Origin of the sequence: Salinivibrio sp. SS3, from assembly GCF_001722105.1 — a bacterium.
Lineage (GTDB): Bacteria > Pseudomonadota > Gammaproteobacteria > Enterobacterales > Vibrionaceae > Salinivibrio > Salinivibrio kushneri.
In genome coordinates this window covers 202,734-219,040 of sequence record NZ_MEBQ01000003.1, presented here as the reverse complement: position 1 = coordinate 219,040, position 16,307 = coordinate 202,734, and the positions used below count along the sequence as shown (strand labels likewise).

At 47.4% G+C, this 16,307-nt stretch carries 14 protein-coding genes and 2 pseudogenes; 10 read left to right on the top strand and 6 right to left on the bottom strand.

Annotated elements, in window-relative coordinates; genetic code table 11:
• The first annotated feature begins 86 nt into the window (after nucleotides 1-86).
• A complete protein-coding gene (locus BGL48_RS01485; RefSeq protein WP_069360992.1) occupies nucleotides 87-2,336 on the top strand; it encodes a TonB-dependent receptor in 2,250 nt (749 codons plus the stop codon).
• Between the two features lie 134 nt (nucleotides 2,337-2,470).
• On the opposite strand, the pseudogene BGL48_RS01480 reads toward BGL48_RS01485, so the two are convergent.
• Nucleotides 2,471-3,168: pseudogene (locus tag BGL48_RS01480) on the bottom strand (phosphoethanolamine transferase); the annotation flags it as partial.
• Between the two features lie 13 nt (nucleotides 3,169-3,181).
• Nucleotides 3,182-3,358, bottom strand: a pseudogene (locus tag BGL48_RS16430) (ISAs1 family transposase); the annotation flags it as partial.
• A gap of 172 nt (nucleotides 3,359-3,530) precedes the next feature.
• Between BGL48_RS16430 and BGL48_RS01475 the strand changes: the two are divergent.
• From BGL48_RS01475 to BGL48_RS16090, 4 genes are all read left to right on the top strand, one after another.
• A complete protein-coding gene (locus tag BGL48_RS01475; RefSeq protein ID WP_069360990.1) occupies nucleotides 3,531-4,070 on the top strand; it encodes a DMT family transporter in 540 nt (179 codons plus the stop codon).
• A 9-nt stretch (nucleotides 4,071-4,079) separates the two neighbouring features.
• On the top strand, nucleotides 4,080-4,682 hold the full coding sequence (locus BGL48_RS01470) for a nitroreductase family protein (protein ID WP_069360989.1): 603 nt from the start codon (nucleotides 4,080-4,082) through the stop codon (nucleotides 4,680-4,682).
• Nucleotides 4,683-4,792: 110 nt separating this feature from the next.
• Complete coding sequence (locus BGL48_RS01465) at nucleotides 4,793-5,728, top strand: LysR family transcriptional regulator (protein ID WP_218089789.1); 936 nt, start codon at nucleotides 4,793-4,795, stop codon at nucleotides 5,726-5,728.
• A gap of 287 nt (nucleotides 5,729-6,015) precedes the next feature.
• Nucleotides 6,016-6,189, top strand: coding sequence for a DUF6435 family protein (locus BGL48_RS16090; RefSeq protein ID WP_106406585.1), 174 nt, complete (start codon nucleotides 6,016-6,018; stop codon nucleotides 6,187-6,189).
• Here the strand turns inward: BGL48_RS16090 and BGL48_RS01460 are convergent.
• Nucleotides 6,186-7,997, bottom strand: coding sequence for an ABC transporter transmembrane domain-containing protein (locus BGL48_RS01460; RefSeq protein WP_069360988.1), 1,812 nt, complete (start codon nucleotides 7,995-7,997; stop codon nucleotides 6,186-6,188). The two genes, BGL48_RS16090 and BGL48_RS01460, sit on opposite strands and share 4 nt — an antisense overlap.
• Nucleotides 7,998-8,026: 29 nt before the next feature.
• Complete coding sequence (gene nsrR / locus BGL48_RS01455) at nucleotides 8,027-8,452, bottom strand: nitric oxide-sensing transcriptional repressor NsrR (RefSeq protein WP_069360987.1); 426 nt, start codon at nucleotides 8,450-8,452, stop codon at nucleotides 8,027-8,029.
• 108 nt (nucleotides 8,453-8,560) lie between these two features.
• On the opposite strand from nsrR, the gene hmpA reads away from it, so the two are divergent.
• From hmpA to arfB, 5 genes are all read left to right on the top strand, one after another.
• Nucleotides 8,561-9,742: an NO-inducible flavohemoprotein gene (gene hmpA, locus BGL48_RS01450; protein WP_069360986.1), complete on the top strand. Its 1,182-nt coding sequence runs from the start codon at nucleotides 8,561-8,563 to the stop codon at nucleotides 9,740-9,742.
• Between the two features lie 184 nt (nucleotides 9,743-9,926).
• Nucleotides 9,927-10,409, top strand: a complete 483-nt coding sequence (locus tag BGL48_RS01445; RefSeq protein ID WP_069360985.1) for a DUF3015 domain-containing protein — start codon at nucleotides 9,927-9,929, stop codon at nucleotides 10,407-10,409.
• A 104-nt stretch (nucleotides 10,410-10,513) separates the two neighbouring features.
• On the top strand, nucleotides 10,514-12,382 hold the full coding sequence (locus BGL48_RS01440) for a DUF4105 domain-containing protein (protein WP_069360984.1): 1,869 nt from the start codon (nucleotides 10,514-10,516) through the stop codon (nucleotides 12,380-12,382).
• 152 nt (nucleotides 12,383-12,534) lie between these two features.
• Nucleotides 12,535-13,230, top strand: coding sequence for a pirin family protein (locus tag BGL48_RS01435; protein ID WP_069360983.1), 696 nt, complete (start codon nucleotides 12,535-12,537; stop codon nucleotides 13,228-13,230).
• Between the two features lie 101 nt (nucleotides 13,231-13,331).
• Nucleotides 13,332-13,745 carry an alternative ribosome rescue aminoacyl-tRNA hydrolase ArfB gene (gene arfB / locus BGL48_RS01430; RefSeq protein ID WP_069360982.1) on the top strand — a complete coding sequence of 138 codons (414 nt, stop codon included), beginning with the start codon at nucleotides 13,332-13,334 and terminating at the stop codon, nucleotides 13,743-13,745.
• 161 nt (nucleotides 13,746-13,906) lie between these two features.
• Here the strand turns inward: arfB and edd are convergent, their stop codons facing one another.
• Both edd and BGL48_RS01420 read right to left on the bottom strand, forming a co-directional pair.
• On the bottom strand, nucleotides 13,907-15,712 hold the full coding sequence (edd, locus tag BGL48_RS01425; protein WP_069360981.1) for a phosphogluconate dehydratase: 1,806 nt from the start codon (nucleotides 15,710-15,712) through the stop codon (nucleotides 13,907-13,909).
• Nucleotides 15,712-16,233, bottom strand: coding sequence for a gluconokinase (locus BGL48_RS01420; RefSeq protein ID WP_069360980.1), 522 nt, complete (start codon nucleotides 16,231-16,233; stop codon nucleotides 15,712-15,714). The genes edd and BGL48_RS01420 overlap by 1 nt, the downstream gene beginning before the upstream one ends.
• Nucleotides 16,234-16,307: the final 74 nt, after the last annotated feature.

Here is a 16,307-nt window from a genome sequence, read left to right as displayed (position 1 = left end):
GCGTATCGTTTGCGTTTGGGTTATCGTATGTATTAGTAACTCGTGTTTTGGTTTTGAGCTCCACAATGATGACAATAGGATATTATATGCAAGATCTTTTCTCATATATGCAATTACACTCTGCCGATATAAGTAGTAAACAAACAAAACGTTCATTTACGCAACGATCTCGTCGATTTAGTAAAAATGCCATTAGCTTTGCAATCGCTGCCAGTAGTACTTATTTGTACCATCCTACAGTGCTCGCAGACACTAATGAGGCTGCGAATGTCGCCAATCATAAGTCTGCTTCAATGGAGGTCATTTCTATCTATGGCTCACAAGACAAAAAGCCAGTCTATCCCGGTACAGACGGGCAGATTTTAGAAACAAACCGCGCGGGTTTTTTAGGTGATAAGTACGCTTTAGATATGCCGTTTAGTGCTATCAGTTACACCGAAAAATACATTAAAGATAATCAAGCAAGCGACATATCTGCAGTTATCAGTGTCACCGATCCCGCAGTCAATATTAGTAATAACAGTGGTGAGAGCCGTGAAAGCTACTCTATTCGGGGCTTCTCGTCCAATAGTAATGATGCAACTGTCAACGGTTTGGCTGGCATGGCGCCTTATTATCGCAGTGCAACAGAAATGTACGAGCGCGTTGACGTATTAAAAGGTCCCTCGGCAATGCTCAATGGCATGGCACCAAACGGATCAATAGGGGGAGCAGTCAATCTAGTGACAAAACGAGCAACTGAGAAGCCACTAACTCGTTTAACCACCAAGTATATGTCAGACTCTCAAGTTGGTGGACATTTAGATATTGGCCGACGTTATGGCACGAATAAGCAGTTTGGAATACGTGTTAACGGTGCCTATTTATCGGGCGATGGAACTATCAACCACCAAGAAAACCAATCGCAATTGGGTGCCATTGCACTAGACTGGCGTAGTGATGATATCCGTTTATCAGCAGACTTTTACCACACTAAAGAAACCGTCGATGCCCCAACGCGTGGGATCACTTTTGCTCCTGGAGTCGATATCCTCAATCCCCCCTCAAACGAGACACTGTTGAACCCGAGCTGGAATTTCTACAAGTCCGAAACCAAAGGGGCAATAACTCGAGCGGAATATGATATCAATGATCGTGTTAGCGTCTATGCTAGCGCAGGCATTACCGAATGGGACTATCACGGATTGAGCGCTGATAAAGCAGAAGTTTATAACAATGCCGGTGACATGAAAACGACACTTGGTGGTGTCAGTGATGATAACGAAAGAAGGGCACTTGATTTAGGATTAAACGGTCGCTTCGAAACAGGCAGCATCGGCCATGATCTTGTCACCAACATCACGCGCTACGACGAGGCGTACAATCTCTATGCTACGCGCTTCCGCGGCATTACCGTGGATTCTAAACTGTATGACCCTCATTGGGGAACTCGACCGGAACTCGACTTAAACTATCCTTTGCTCCTCACAACTGAGACCACACTTTCTAGCATTGGATTCGCCGATACTCTGTCTTTCAACCAAGGACAGTACCTATTTACCTTGGGCGCGCGTTATCAACAAGTCGAAACAGAGCAAACTGGAGGAATGTTGTCAACCGGTGCCGAATATGACGAAAGTGCAGTTACACCATCCTTCGCCCTGCTCGTTAAGCTGACTGATAACATTTCGGCTTACGCCAACTATATTGAAGGGCTTAATAAAGGCGCTACAGCACCGACTACGGCAAACAACTCTGGGGAAATTTTTTCGCCCTATAAAACTAAGCAGAAAGAAATGGGATTAAAAATTGATCACGGCACTTTCACTCATTCATTAAGCCTTTATGAAATCACACGTCCAAGTAGTTATACCGACAGTGAGACCAATGTGTTTGGCTACTACGGTGAACAACGTAACCGAGGCGTTGAGTGGAGTTTCTTTGGCTCACCCCTTGATGACATTCGCCTAATTGGGGGGCTGGCTTATATCGATGCAGAATTAGTCAAAACAAAAGATGGCGGGAATAATGGCAATCAAGCCGCTGGTGTACCTGACTGGCAAGCTAAACTCGGAGCTGAATGGGATCCGCTGTTTATCCAAAACCTTACATTAACTGCGAACGCAAGTGCTCTATCCAAGCAGTACATTGAAAATGAAAATCTACGTTCGATTCCTGGCTACACACTACTGGGGATTGGTGCTCGCTATACAACCACCGTGAACGAACTTCCTTTTACCGTGCGCGCCAACATCAGCAATCTGACCGATAAAGACGCTTGGACAACGGCAAGTTACAACGATCTCAGTCTCATAGAAGGTCGTCGAATCACACTATCAGCATCAGTGGATTTTTAATCTACTATCGTGTTCCACGGGTTAAGTGAACACAATTTAAGAGCGACACGAACGATTCGTGTCGCTCTTTCTAATTCATTTTGTATGGAGTGTCTCAGTGCTCGCCGTATTTTGAGGAGTGATTTATCAATCGGCTATTGCATCCGGCATGAAGAAAATATGTCATTATCGGGCTGATAGACACGTGTTTCTATGTCCATCACGCCAAGTAACGAATGAAAATATTATCGTGAGAGTAATGGCCTATCTCCATCGCCTTTTCACGCAAACACGAGGCGTTGATAGACTTGGCTTGCTTAAAACCATCGGAGAGCCATACCATCAACGGTACTTTCTTCTGGTAATCAGGGGCAAAGCGATAGGGAAGGCCATGCAAGTAAACGCCATTTTCACCCAATGATTCACCATGATCAGAGACGTACATCATCGCGGTATTATACTCATCACTTTTATCTTTAAGTGTTTCAATCACTTTGCTCAACACATAGTTCGTATAACGGATGGTGTTATCGTAGCTGTTGATGATAGTTTCTCTTTCACAGTTTTCGATATCTGAACGCGCACAGTCAGGTTGAAAATACGCCATGTCTTTAGGGTAACGCTGAAAGTACGTTGGACCATGACTACCAATCAGATGCAAGAATATAATCCGATTGCCTTGCATTTCATCGATATCGTTATTGATGTGTTCAATCAAGGCCATGTCGTAACATGTACTTCCATTACAAAATGCGTCTTTTCTTCGTCTATCGATTTCTATTTTTTTGACATGTTTAGCTACCCCTTTATCACCGCCATTATTTTCTTTCCATAAGATATCTACCCCAGGGCGAGCGCATGAGTGTTCACTTTTCAACCATCGTCGGTATGCCTGCGGCTAAAACTTTCTCTAAGAAGCTGGGATTCATGAGACAGCGCTTCTGTTTGGCCACCAAGCTGATCTTGGTCGGCTCAGCCTGCACCATGTTTGAGGCCATGTGTCACAAGCAGCCAACGTTTACTAACTCATTGTCTTTATAAATTAAGTAATCGCCACTTTGCTCAAGAATCGCATTGGTCTTTATCCTTAGTTATAGTCAGGTTATTTAATGGAATATATTCGCATGGCGAATAATAGAGATAATTTTTTAGAATTTCATAAATACAGTTAATCATGAAACAATAAAATTAGAAACTATATAAGGGATTAATAATATGCATTACAACTTTTCAATTACTCTTTTTCTTTTTTCACTTGTTGCTGTTATTGCTGGTGCATTGGTGCCTTTTCAGGCGGGGAGTAACGCATTTCTTGGTAAAGAGCTAGGGCATCCTTTATGGGCGACAGTTGTGTCGCTTGTTGTAAGTTTGGCTGTAGTAGTACCGATTTTAATTGCATTGAAAGTTCCAGAAATAAATCTTGAAAGTGTGGGGAGGTTACCCTGGTGGGCTTGGTTGGGTGGGCTGGCTGGTGTTATCTACATGACTGCAGCGTTAGTCCTGACACCCAAGCTAGGTGCTACGACCTTTATTGTCTGTGTCATTACTGGGCAAGTCATTATTTCACTATTTATTGATAATTTTGGATTAATGGGGTTGCCAGAAAAAGAGATAAACTTAGGACGAGTGATGGGCGTCATACTCATTATTTCAGGAATGGTGATGGTACAGTTTTTTACGGTAAGAAATACAACAATCTCAGTCAGCGCTGACAATAATGATCAAGAAATATCAATTGCGGAATATAACAAATAGGGGATAACTATGAATAATCAATTTTTGTCAATTTTAGAGAAAAGACGCTCTATCTATAGTCTAGGAAGCAACGTTACTTTAGCTAAGGATTATATCTCAGAGCTGATTAACCATGCCGTCAAGTTGACACCTTCCGCGTTTCACTCTCAAAGTACGCGTGTGGTGGTATTATTTGGTAATCACCATTTAAGACTTTGGACATTAGTGAAACACGAGTTGGCAAAATTGCTGACTCCAAGTGAGCTAGATATCAGCGTGTCGAAAATTGACGTATGTTTTTCTTCTGGTTTTGGTACTGTATTGTTTTTTGAAGAGATAGACGTGATTAAAGAGCTTGAGCAAGCTTATCCTCTGTATGCAGACAGCTTTGAAAAATGGTCTGAACAGGCGAATGGCATGGCGCAGTTAACTGTCTGGACTGCACTTGCTGAAGAGAATCTTGGTGCGACGCTACAGCATTATAACCCATTAATTGACACCGCAATTTCTGATGAGTGGCAGTTACCTAAAAGTTGGAAGCTTATCGCCCAAATGCCATTTGGCACGATAGAAAAAAGTCCTGATGATAAAGAGTTTATTTCCGATCAGCAACGACAGATTGTGTTTGAATAAACGCTATACGAGCTAGGGCTATCGGTTCTAGCTCATAAACTAACCTAGCAGATGGTAAAGAATATAGATTTGTCTAGAAATTTATATTCTGTACAATGAGTTAAATTATCATGCTCATTCAAATGCACAATATGAATTATCTGAGACGAATCGATCTTAATCACTTGGTTACCTTACAGGCTTTGTTGTCTGAAAAACACATTTCACGGGCAGCGGTAAGGCTAAATAAAAGCCAGCCCGCAGTTAGCCATTCGCTGGCTTATCTAAGAAGAATATTTGATGATCCTTTACTGATTAGGAAGTCTGGCAAACTTGAACTGACGCCTAAAGCAGAGGAGCTTTTACAACCGCTAGACGAAGCGCTTTCCCAGCTGACAACGCTCTTTGAACCGCCAGAGTTTGATCCTAATCTGACCAGTCGTACTTTCCACGTAGCTATGTCGGATTACGGTGCGAAAGTTATTCTGCCTGAACTTTCACGTCAAATTAGAGCCATAGCTCCCAATATTAAGCTTGTTGTTACACAAGGTAGTAGAGATGCAATGATCGCTAGTATAATTGATGGGGAAACCGATCTTGCGTTTGGCGTATTTCCTGAAGTGGGTAAAGAGTTACAAGTCGAAACACTTTTCAATGAAGAGTTTGTCTGTGTCGCCGATAGTTCAACGATGCCCGAGTGCGGTTACTTAGATTTATCCGCTTGGTTGGCGCGATCTCATGTGCTTGTGGCGTTGAGAGTAGGTACTGACAACGAAATTGATCAATCACTAAACAAAATAGGCCACAACAGAAATATCAGTATGGTCTTGCCACATTGGAGAACGGCCGGTGAGTTAGTGACCGGAACAGATCTCATCCTAACGGTAGCAGCCAGAGCATTGGAATCGGGCGAAAATAATCAGAAACTGACTATTTTTCGGCCTCCTTTCCACATTGATACCTTTGACTTCGATATGATTTGGCACCGAAGAAAAGCGACGGATCCGGCTCATATTTGGCTGAGAAAAATGGTCGGTAGAGTACTAAACCCGAGTTTTCGCACCTAATTTAGGAATAAACCGCTTCGCATAACTGACCCAACAGTTTCATCGATCGCATTTGATGTTCTCGCACACCGATCATTTGTTTCTTGTTCATGATGCACTCCTTTTTATAATCCATCAAAATATTAGCATATACTAATGATTGACATTATTTGAATCCAACATTGTGTTAACCCGCTAGAAAAAGCGTGATGCTGAATGCAATCAACTTACATACAACCAATAAATCGGTCATCTAAGTGGAGGTTGACGTCGTAGTGAAAACGACCATTTATTTATAGGGATCCACTATGCTCTCGTTTCTAAAGCCGAATCCGGTTAAAAAGCTAAAAAAACAGTACGACGCCAAACAACAACAAGCCTTTGAGGCCCAGCGCAATGGCGATATCAGAGGTTACTCACTACTCACCGAAGAAGCGGAAAAGATTGACCAACAAATCAAAGAATTGGAAAACAACGCTTAGGAATGCGATGGCTGACTAAATTGCCGTTTTACCAAGCGTTGATACAGAGGGCAGCGCGCCAGCAAGTCGGTATGGCTGCCTACATCCACCAACTTACCTTGATCCATCACTACAATGCGGTCAGCATGCTGAATGGTCGATAAGCGGTGAGCGATAATCAAGGTAGTACGGTCCTGCATTAAAGCCGCCAAGCCTTGCTGCACCGCATGCTCACTTTCACTATCCAGCGCGCTGGTCGCTTCATCGAGCAATAAAATACGCGGATCCTTGAGAATTGCGCGGGCAATCGCAATTCGCTGTCGTTGGCCGCCCGAAAGCCGCACGCCTCGCTCACCTAAAAAGCTGTGATAACCATCCGGTAATTGCTGAATAAAGGCATCAGCGTGCGCTTGAATGGCCGCCTCTTTCACGGCTTGGTCACTGGCGTCTGGCCTGCCGTAGCGGATGTTACCTATCACATCATCGCTAAACAGAGCGGGTTGTTGTGGCACCAATGCCATTTGTTGGCGCAACGCTTGCGGGGATAAGCGGCGAATATCTTGCCCGCCTAGCATAATCGCGCCTGACTGCGGATCATAAAAGCGTTGCAGTAATTCAAATACGGTGGTTTTTCCCGCCCCCGACGGTCCGACTAAGGCGACGACTTCACCGGGCTGAATAGCAAGGTTCAGCGTATCAATCGCCGGTTGATGGGGACGCGTGGGATAATGAAAGTGCACCGCTTCAAAACAAATATCGTTGCTTAATGATTGGGCATCGACACTCAGCGAGTTGGCGGGAGTACGAATATGGCTATGCACGTGTAAAAGCTCCACCAAGCGCTCTGTTGCGCCTGCCGCGCGCTGCAACTCCCCCATCACTTCCGACAAGGTGGCCATGGAAGAGGCAACCATGATGGCGAAAAATACAAAGGCGCCCAAATCGCCTGCCGACATGGTGCTTTGAATCACATCGCGCCCGCCGACCCATAACATGCCAGTAATGGCGCTGAACACAATCACGATCACCCCGGAAATAAGAATGGCTCGTTGTTTCACGCGCTCGCATCCGATGTGATAGGCACGCTCCACCTCTTGCCCAAAGGCGGCTTTGGCGTGATCTTCTACCGCGAAGCTTTGCACGGTTTTAATATTGGTGATGGCTTCGCCGGCATAGCTGCCTACATCCGCCATCGAATCTTGGCTTTGCCGCGACAACGCCCGCACACGACGGCCATAGATAAGTATTGGCACCAAAATAAAAGGCACGGAGGCCAACACAATCAACGTCAGTTTAATATTGGTGGCAAACAGCATGATGATCGCGCCCACACACATTAACGCACTGCGCATTGCCATGGAAAAGGAAGAGCCGATAATATTTTGCAGCAAGCTAGTATCTGTGGTGATACGCGACATGATCTCGCCACTGCCATGGGTTTCAAAATAGCTCGGATGCAGGCCAATCACATGATCAAACACCGCTTGGCGAATATCAGCACTAACCCGCTCACCCACTGACGACACCAGATAGAAGCGGAAGAAGGTGCCAATCGCGATTAATACCGTGATCAGCAAAATAAACTGTACCGCATTCCCCAGCTCAACCAGTGATTGCTGTGCAAAGCCTTGGTCGATCAAAAGCCGAACGCCGTGTCCGACCGACAGCGTTAACGATGCAGTAAACACCAAGGCCAACAAGGCCGCACTCACTTGCCAGCGATAAGGACGAATAAACGCAATCAGCTCCCACAAAACGGTCAGGTTTTTACTGTTGCGACTTGAAGCAGATGGTGTCGAAGCTGTGTGTGTTGAAGCGGAATTGGCCATAAGCTCTACTTAGTGCTGTCCTTGCACATTTAGGGGCGGGTGAGCAGGATCATTAACTCGCGATTGTCGTTGATAAGCGCATCGATGGTGCATGCATCCAACTCTTCTAAAAAGGCTTGCTTGGCTTTTGCTAAGCGCTCTTTCAAACGGCACGCTGGGGTGATATGACAAAACTCAACCGAGCAATTGACGAGTTCCAACGGTTCAAGGTCGCGTACCACTTGCCCCACCGTGATGGCGGTCGGCGCTTGCAGTAGACGAATCCCCCCGTTCTTCCCGCGCACCGTTTGAATATAGCCTAACTGCCCTAAACGGTTGATGACTTTCACCATATGATTGCGCGACACCCCAAACAAGCGTGTCACCTCGGTAATGTTGGTGAGCTCACCCTCTGGCAAGGAAGCCAGAAAAATCAAGGTGCGAAGTCCGTAATCTGTAAAGCTGGTTAGTTGCATGTGCGCCTCTTGCTGCTTGGCCGAATTGTAAGTCTTCTATTGATTAAAAGATATATTTGAGATACAACTTAAAACATGCATTAAATATACATGTTTAGAGAGATGCTGATGTTAAGCCAACAAACCATTGATATTGTTAAATCAACTGCCCCTGTACTCGCCGAAACTGGCCCGAAGCTGACAACCCACTTTTACCAAAGACTGTTCCACCATCACCCCGAGTTAAAGGATATTTTTAACCTCCGCCACCAGCAAAATGGCGATCAGCGGGAAGCACTGTTTAACGCTATTTGTGCCTATGCACAGAACATTGACAACTTGCCTGCTTTACTGGGTGCGGTAGAGAAGATTGCTCACAAACATACCAGCTTGCTGGTCCAAGCTGAGCACTATCCGATTGTCGGTCAGCATTTATTGGCTACCATTGATGAGCTACTTTCGCCGGGACAAGCCGTGCTCGATGCGTGGGCTGAAGCCTACCAAGTGCTCGCGGATGTATTTATCGCCAAAGAGCAGCAGCTTTATGAAGATAGCCACGCCCAAATCGGTGGCTGGCAAGGGCAGCGAGCCTTTACTTTGATTGAAAAACGCCCCGAGAGTGAACAGGTCACCAGTTTTGTGTTTGCCCCTCAAGACGGACAGCCCGTCGCGCCTTTTACGGCCGGGCAATACATTGGCATTGTCGTTAATCATACCGGCTTTGAACATCAAGAAATTCGTCAATACAGTTTGTCACATGCGCCTAACGGCCAGCATTATCAGATCTCGGTAAAACGGGAACCACAAGGTCAGGTCTCCAATTACTTACATGATGAGTTGGCCGTTGGTGGCACTGTGATGCTCACCCCACCGGCCGGCGATCTCAAACTGAACGTGGATCAAGATACACCCGTGGTATTAATTTCTGGCGGGGTGGGCGTAACGCCAATGTTGGCGATGTTACAAAGCCTGACCGAACATGACGCGCCCGTCACTTGGCTGCATGCTACCGAGAACGGCAAACTGCATGCTTTCAATCATCCTGTCCGCACCCTCGCGCGTCAGCACGCGCATATTCAGACGCACATTTGGTATAACCAACCTCAACCCACGGATACGCTTGGACAAGACTTTGATCATACCGGATGGATGGATCTCACTGCGGTGAGCAATACGTTCAGCTCAGAGGTACAGGTGTATCTCTGTGGCCCAGTTGGCTTTATGCGCCATACTCAAGCACAACTTCGCGAGCTTGGCGTGCCTGACGAACAGTTCCACTATGAGTGCTTTGGGCCACACAAAACCTTGTAGTGCGTTTTTTCTATTTTTGGGTGGCTTCCCCCAAGTTTATTGGGTGTAGTTGAAATTATACAAAACAATCAATAGAATCGTCAGACCAAATTTTTGGCGTCGCTCTGTCTATTATTCTCACATTTGAGAACGAATACGGGGAGAGAAACGCTGAATGCCAACATTTTTTATCAAAAGGATTACCATGAAAAAACTAATTGCAATCGCTGCTCTTGCGACTCTTCCTCTTTCTGGCGCTGCAATGGCAGACTCTGATATCGGTTGTGGTCTGGGTACAATGGTATTTGATGGCCAACAAGGCAAAGTTTACAAAGTTCTCGGCGCCACCACTAACGGTACTTCAGGTAACCAAACCTTTGGTATTACCTTTGGTACATTGGGCTGTGACGGTACTGGCACCATTGATTCACAGCAGAAACTAGCTATGTTCATCGATGGAAATATGGACAACCTAGCTCGTGATATCGCACGTGGTGAAGGTGAAACCTTGGCAACGCTTTCTGAAGTATGGGGCATCAAAGATGCAGACAAAGCAGCATTTAACGACGTTGCTAAGCAAAACTTTGCGTCTATCATGACCTCAGAGCAAGTAACTTCACAGGAAGTACTGACCAACCTAAACACGGTTGTTGCTCAAAATGAGCAGCTTGCAGCGTATAAAATCTAAGTGATGAAACGCTAATAATATCCTCTCCAACTTGGTCAGGATAGAGTACGAAAGTGCCCTACTCGGGCACTTTCATGTTTTCATATATAACTCGTTGTACTGATATGAGACTTCTCAACGCTTTCGCCTCTCTATCTTCCTCTATTAGTCTCATTATTCTCTGTTTGTTTAGCGCGCCTACGTTTGCCGAGAAAAGTGACTTTGACATTCCCAATTTAGCTAAGCACACGTACTGGCTTAAACTTGGTCACTATTTACCCCAAACATTTTCTGGTTATGAGAGTACGATCGATTCTCAAACCTTCTTCCTTTCTCCTCACGGAAAGACACAGCCAAAGCAAGAGCTCACGGCGACCATTGACGCGCTTTATCATGCCGACACGGCTGTGGCACAGGCCACACGGTGCCGTTATCCAGCACGATATACGTGGCTCGAATCTCAAGCAGGTCGTACTGCCAAACTCGATTGCCCCGAACTTGAACGCTGGAAAAAGGTGCTTGACCCCAAGGCCATGACGTTAGTGTTCCCGACAGCATTTATGAATAACCCGTCATCCATGTTCGGCCACACCCTACTACGCATTGATGCTAGGGATCAGACCCGCAACAAAGAATTAGTCGCCTTCGCCGTCAACTTTGCTGCCGAACCAAGCGAAAACGATAACGCTGCTTTGTATGCCGCAAAAGGCTTGTTTGGCGCCTATCCGGGACAGTTTACCGTCATGCCTTATTACCGTAAGGTCCGAGAGTACAATGACATTGAGTCTCGCGATATTTGGGAGTATGCCCTTAACCTCTCCGAACAAGAGGTTAACCGGGTACTCCTGCACTTATGGGAAATGCAGCGCGCAACATTCGATTACTACTTTCTCGATGAAAACTGCTCATACCAACTACTTGCCTTGCTACAGCTGGCCCGCGAAGAGTTGCGACTAGTCAGTGACTTTCCTTTTCAAGCCATTCCTTCAGATACGGTTAAAACGCTCGCCAATAATGATTTGATTGAAAGGCCCAACTTCCGCGCGTCATTTGGCACTAGATTGTTAAATATGTCGCAGCAGACGTCTCCAATCGTGTTTGAAGCAGCACAAAAAGCAAAAAATGGCGATTTTCCTGACCACAAACAATATAGTGCGGAGCAGCTGGCAGCTATTTATGAATTTGCGTACGAATGGCTCAATTTTGATTTCTATGATCAAGGGCTTCCTCGAGACCCTTATGCACAGCGTCTTACTCAGCTACTCGTACTAAGGAGCCAAGTCAGCGCCGTCTCTCCATTTGAACCCGTCGCTAATACCAGTGTCGCACCGGATAAAGGACACGGATCTGCACGCGTTGGAATTGGCGCAAGGGCATCGAGGTATCGTCCGGATGCGTTAACACTCGAATGGCGCGCGGCTTATCATGATTTATTGGATCCTCAAGATGGCTTTGTCCCCGGCGCGCAAATCAGTTTTGTCGATGTGGCAGTGAGCCATGATGAAGACGGCGATACACAATTGGATAAGCTCTATCTGATCGATGCCATGACAATCGCCCCCAAAAAGCCGGTTTTTTCTAGCCTATCGTGGAATATCCGCGCAGGTTTTGATCGTCTACCCACTGCGCGAGAGCCATCCAGTCGTTGGTTTGCGCAAGGCGGTATAGGTCAGTCTTGGGGCGAGGCCGATGGTCTCCATACTTACGCTCTGTGGTCCACGGCACTCTCGCATGGCGATGCCAGTGATGACCAACTAAATCTTTCAACAGGGATTGAATCTGGCTTGCTTTGGCAGCTTGCTGATGACCACCGCCTCGGTTTACAAGCCCAATATCTTCCCCTGCTTAATCGTGATTCACTGTCACATTCACAAGTGGATATGACATGGAACTGGCGTGTGACTTCAGATTGGTCCATCCGCAGTAAAGCGCGCTATCAGCATTGGGACAGCGAAGAGATCAGTGGCCATCTTACTAGCTACTTTTACTTCTAGCTTCATCGCTTACCGTTCTCTCCATGATCATTCAGCTTTTTAGAACAAGATGCTCAATCTTACGCCGTGTTCGCACGGCGTTTTTGTTTATACACTGCAGCTATTGTTCAGCGTCACCGCTGTTCAACATCAAATCAGTGAGGAGAAGCATTATGATTACCGTCCGTCATGCCAGCGATCGCGGTCAGGCCAACTTTGGCTGGCTACAAAGCCGCCATACTTTTTCATTTGGTAGCTATTACGATCCCCAGCACATGGGCTTCTCTGCACTGCGTGTGATCAATGATGATATCGTCTCGCCCGCCGCAGGCTTTGATACCCACGGACACCGTGATATGGAAATCATCAGTCTGGTGCTGGAAGGGGAAATCGAACACAAAGATAGCCAAGGCAACCGACAAACTCTACCCGCTGGCGAGTTCCAACTGATGTCGGCGGGGCGTGGTATTTATCATAGCGAGTATAATGCCTCATCAACCCAAGCCTTGCGCTTTCTACAAATTTGGATTGAGCCCAATGAACAAGGCGGGGAGCCGGGTTATCAGCAAAAAGATTTTGGTAAGCAGGCTGGCTTTACCGTTATCGCGACCCCAACCGGAGAAAATGGCACCTTACGCATCAAACAAGATGCGCGTTTGCTACAGCTGATTCTACCGCCCAGTGAATCGGTTACCTTAGCATTGGAGGCAGGACGCCATGCCTATGTGCATGAGATCGCGGGCACGCTCGACGTTGAAACGACATCTCTGGGCCCCGGCGATGGCGCAAAAATTGAAGATGTCCTTCATGTGACCTTCAGTAATAAGGGCAACGAAACCAGTCAAGCACTGGTATTTGATCTCCCCTAACGTGATGACTCACCAACCAGCCGCCCTGGCCTGCCGGTCTATTTGCGCCGCAGGCCTTACTCTGTGTACACTGCGCTCTTTCTTCACGCATGAGAGGTTGTATGCTCACCCTATCAAATAAGGTAGCGATTCCTGACACTGAGATTGAGCTCACGGCTATCCGCGCGGCAGGGAAAGGCGGGCAAAACGTCAACAAAGTATCGAGCGCCATTCATTTGCGCTTTGATATCCAAGCCTCATCATTGCCTGATGCGTACAAAGCCCGCTTAATGGCGCTGTCTGATTCGCGTATATCTAAAGACGGTGTCGTGGTGATAAAAGCGCAAAACTACCGCACCCAAGAGCTAAACCGAGAAGACGCGCTAGAGCGCTTGCAAGCATTGATCAAAGGCGCGATGGTAGAGCAGAAAAAACGTAAACCCACTAAACCCACCAAGGCTTCACAACGTCGCCGCGTAGACGCCAAGAAACGCAAAAGCCAAACCAAAGCCCTGCGTGGCAAGGTCGCCCCTTAACACCTCGCATTCCACGGCTAAGTCCAGGCGTTTACGAAGCCACCATCTCACTTGCTTTACCACAACCGGTAATGTACTGCCCTCATTATCTAGCCAAGTATTCGCCCATTCACGTGACATAACGCATCAACGAAATGCACCGTGCGATGACACACTATGGCTTATGCACGCGATGAAGGAAGTAAGTACGTCGCCCCCTCGTCAGTGCGTGATACCTGCTGACGCGCCGCTACAAACAAATCACGTCCCCACGTTTGGGTAGCTTGGGGCGGTTCTGCCACAGGGCGCAGAGATAAATCAGCATGACACGTCAATACGCCAGCATTGGCATCCAATGAGATCAGATCGCCATCTTTAATAGCGGCCAGCACACCGCCATGCATGGCTTCGGGACAGACGTGCAAAGCGGCAGGGACCTTGCCCGATGCGCCCGACAACCGACCATCTGTCACCAGTGCAACCTGATAACCCATTTTTTGCACATTGCCAAGAATCGGCATGAGCTTATGCAGCTCTGGCATGCCATTCGCAGCCGGGCCATTGAAACGCACCACCACAACCACATCCTGGGTAAGCTCACCCCGTTGATAGGCCTGCTCGACCTCGTGCTGACAATCAAACACCCGCGCAGGCGCACTAACCACACGGTGCTCCGGAGCTACTGCAGAGACCTTGATCACGGCATTACCCACATTGCCAGATAGCATGCGTAATCCACTGGTTGAGCTGAAATGCGAGCCGGGAGCAGCTATCACCCCTGTGTCGTTTGATGGTGTGGCGGCTTCCCAAACAAGCTGCCCCTGATCTAATCGTGGAGTAGTCAATTGGTCGCTAAATTGGCCAACGGCAGGCAAGGTATCGGCATGCAATAACCCTAGCGCATGTAAGTGAGTCATCAGAGTGGGGACGCCTCCGGCCGCTTCAAAAGCATTAATATCAGCCGGGCCGTTAGGATACATTCGAGTCAATAAGGGAACCACATGGGATAACGCATCAATATCTTCCCACGTTAGTTTAATCCCTGCTGCCCGCGCCATGGCCACCAAATGGATGGTATGGTTGGTGCTGCCGCCTGAAGCCAACAACGCGACCACGCCATTAATAACGCTTTTTTCCGTCACCACATCGGCGAGGGCTCGGAATGTCGCACTTCCCGTACACTGGGATGCTAACGCTGTCGCAGCATAGCAAGTCAACGCTTGGCGCAACGCCGAGTTAGGGGCGACAAACGCAGCGCCGGGAAGGATTAATCCCATAGCTTCAAGCACCAGTTGATTGGTGTTGGCCGTGCCGTAGAAGGTGCAGGTCCCTTGGCTGTGATAAGCCTGACATTCCATCGCCAATAATGCCTCTTTTCCGATGTCACCGGCTGCATATGCTTGACGCACGGCCACTTTTTCCTCGTTGGTTGAGCCCGTGGGCATCGGGCCAGAGGGCACAAATAACGTCGGTAAGTGTGCATAGGTAAGCGCGCCCATCAGTTGCCCCGGCGCAATTTTATCGCATACGCCAAGCAACAGTGTGGCATCGTACACATTATGACTTAACGATATCGCAGTTGCCTGAGCAATCACATCACGTGAAAACAACGACATCTCCATCCCTGGCTGGCCTTGCGTCACCCCATCACACATCGCAGGCACACAGCCTGCCACTTGCGCCGTGTGGCCCAATGGCTGCAAGGCGGCTTTGATCTGATCAGGGTAGTAAGCATAAGGTGCGTGAGCGCTAAGCATGTCGTTATAGGCACTGATAATCGCCACATTGGCAGTGGTCATATCCAGCATCTGCTGTTTGTCTTGCTGGCACGATGCGGCGACCGCATGCGCGATGTTGCCACAAGACAAGCTTGCTCGCGTCTTACCTGCCTCGACTTGCCACTGGGTTTGGCGTAAAAATGCGGTGCGCGCAGATTCGCTGCGTTGGCGTAGCTCGTTAGTCACCGCCTCAACTTTAGGATGCATCATCAAGCTACCTCTTGGTTACCAGTAATGAGACACGCGGCGTACTTTGTTAAGGATTCGATGTCTCGATTGATATCAACAGAAATCACGTCTGATTCAATACCCGTCGGTTTTTCTAAAGCAGCAAATTGACTGTCAAGCATTTCGGTTCTCATGAAGTGGCCTTTACGCGCTCGCAAACGTTCAAGAATTAACTCATAGCTACCATCGAGAAACAGAAAAATGACGCTCTTATTCCCCTCTCGAAGCCTGTCCCGGTATTGACGTCTAAGCGCAGAGCAAACGATGACACCGAATTCATTTTTTTGCTCCAAACTAAACGCGACATCACGGATCCTCTCAAGCCAAGGCTCCCGGTCTTTATCGTTGAGGGGGTGTCCTAATGCCATTTTCTCGATATTTGCGCGAGGGTGTAAGTCATCACCATCGATAAACTTGGCCCCCAAATGCTGTGCCAACTTCGCACCTAGGGTACTTTTTCCACAACCACTCACGCCCATCACAATCACACTACCCATTTCCATACCGACTCCTTAGCGAGATTTTAACTAGATCTCATTTTTGGTCATGCATTCAATAATTGTCTTTATCTTAGTGT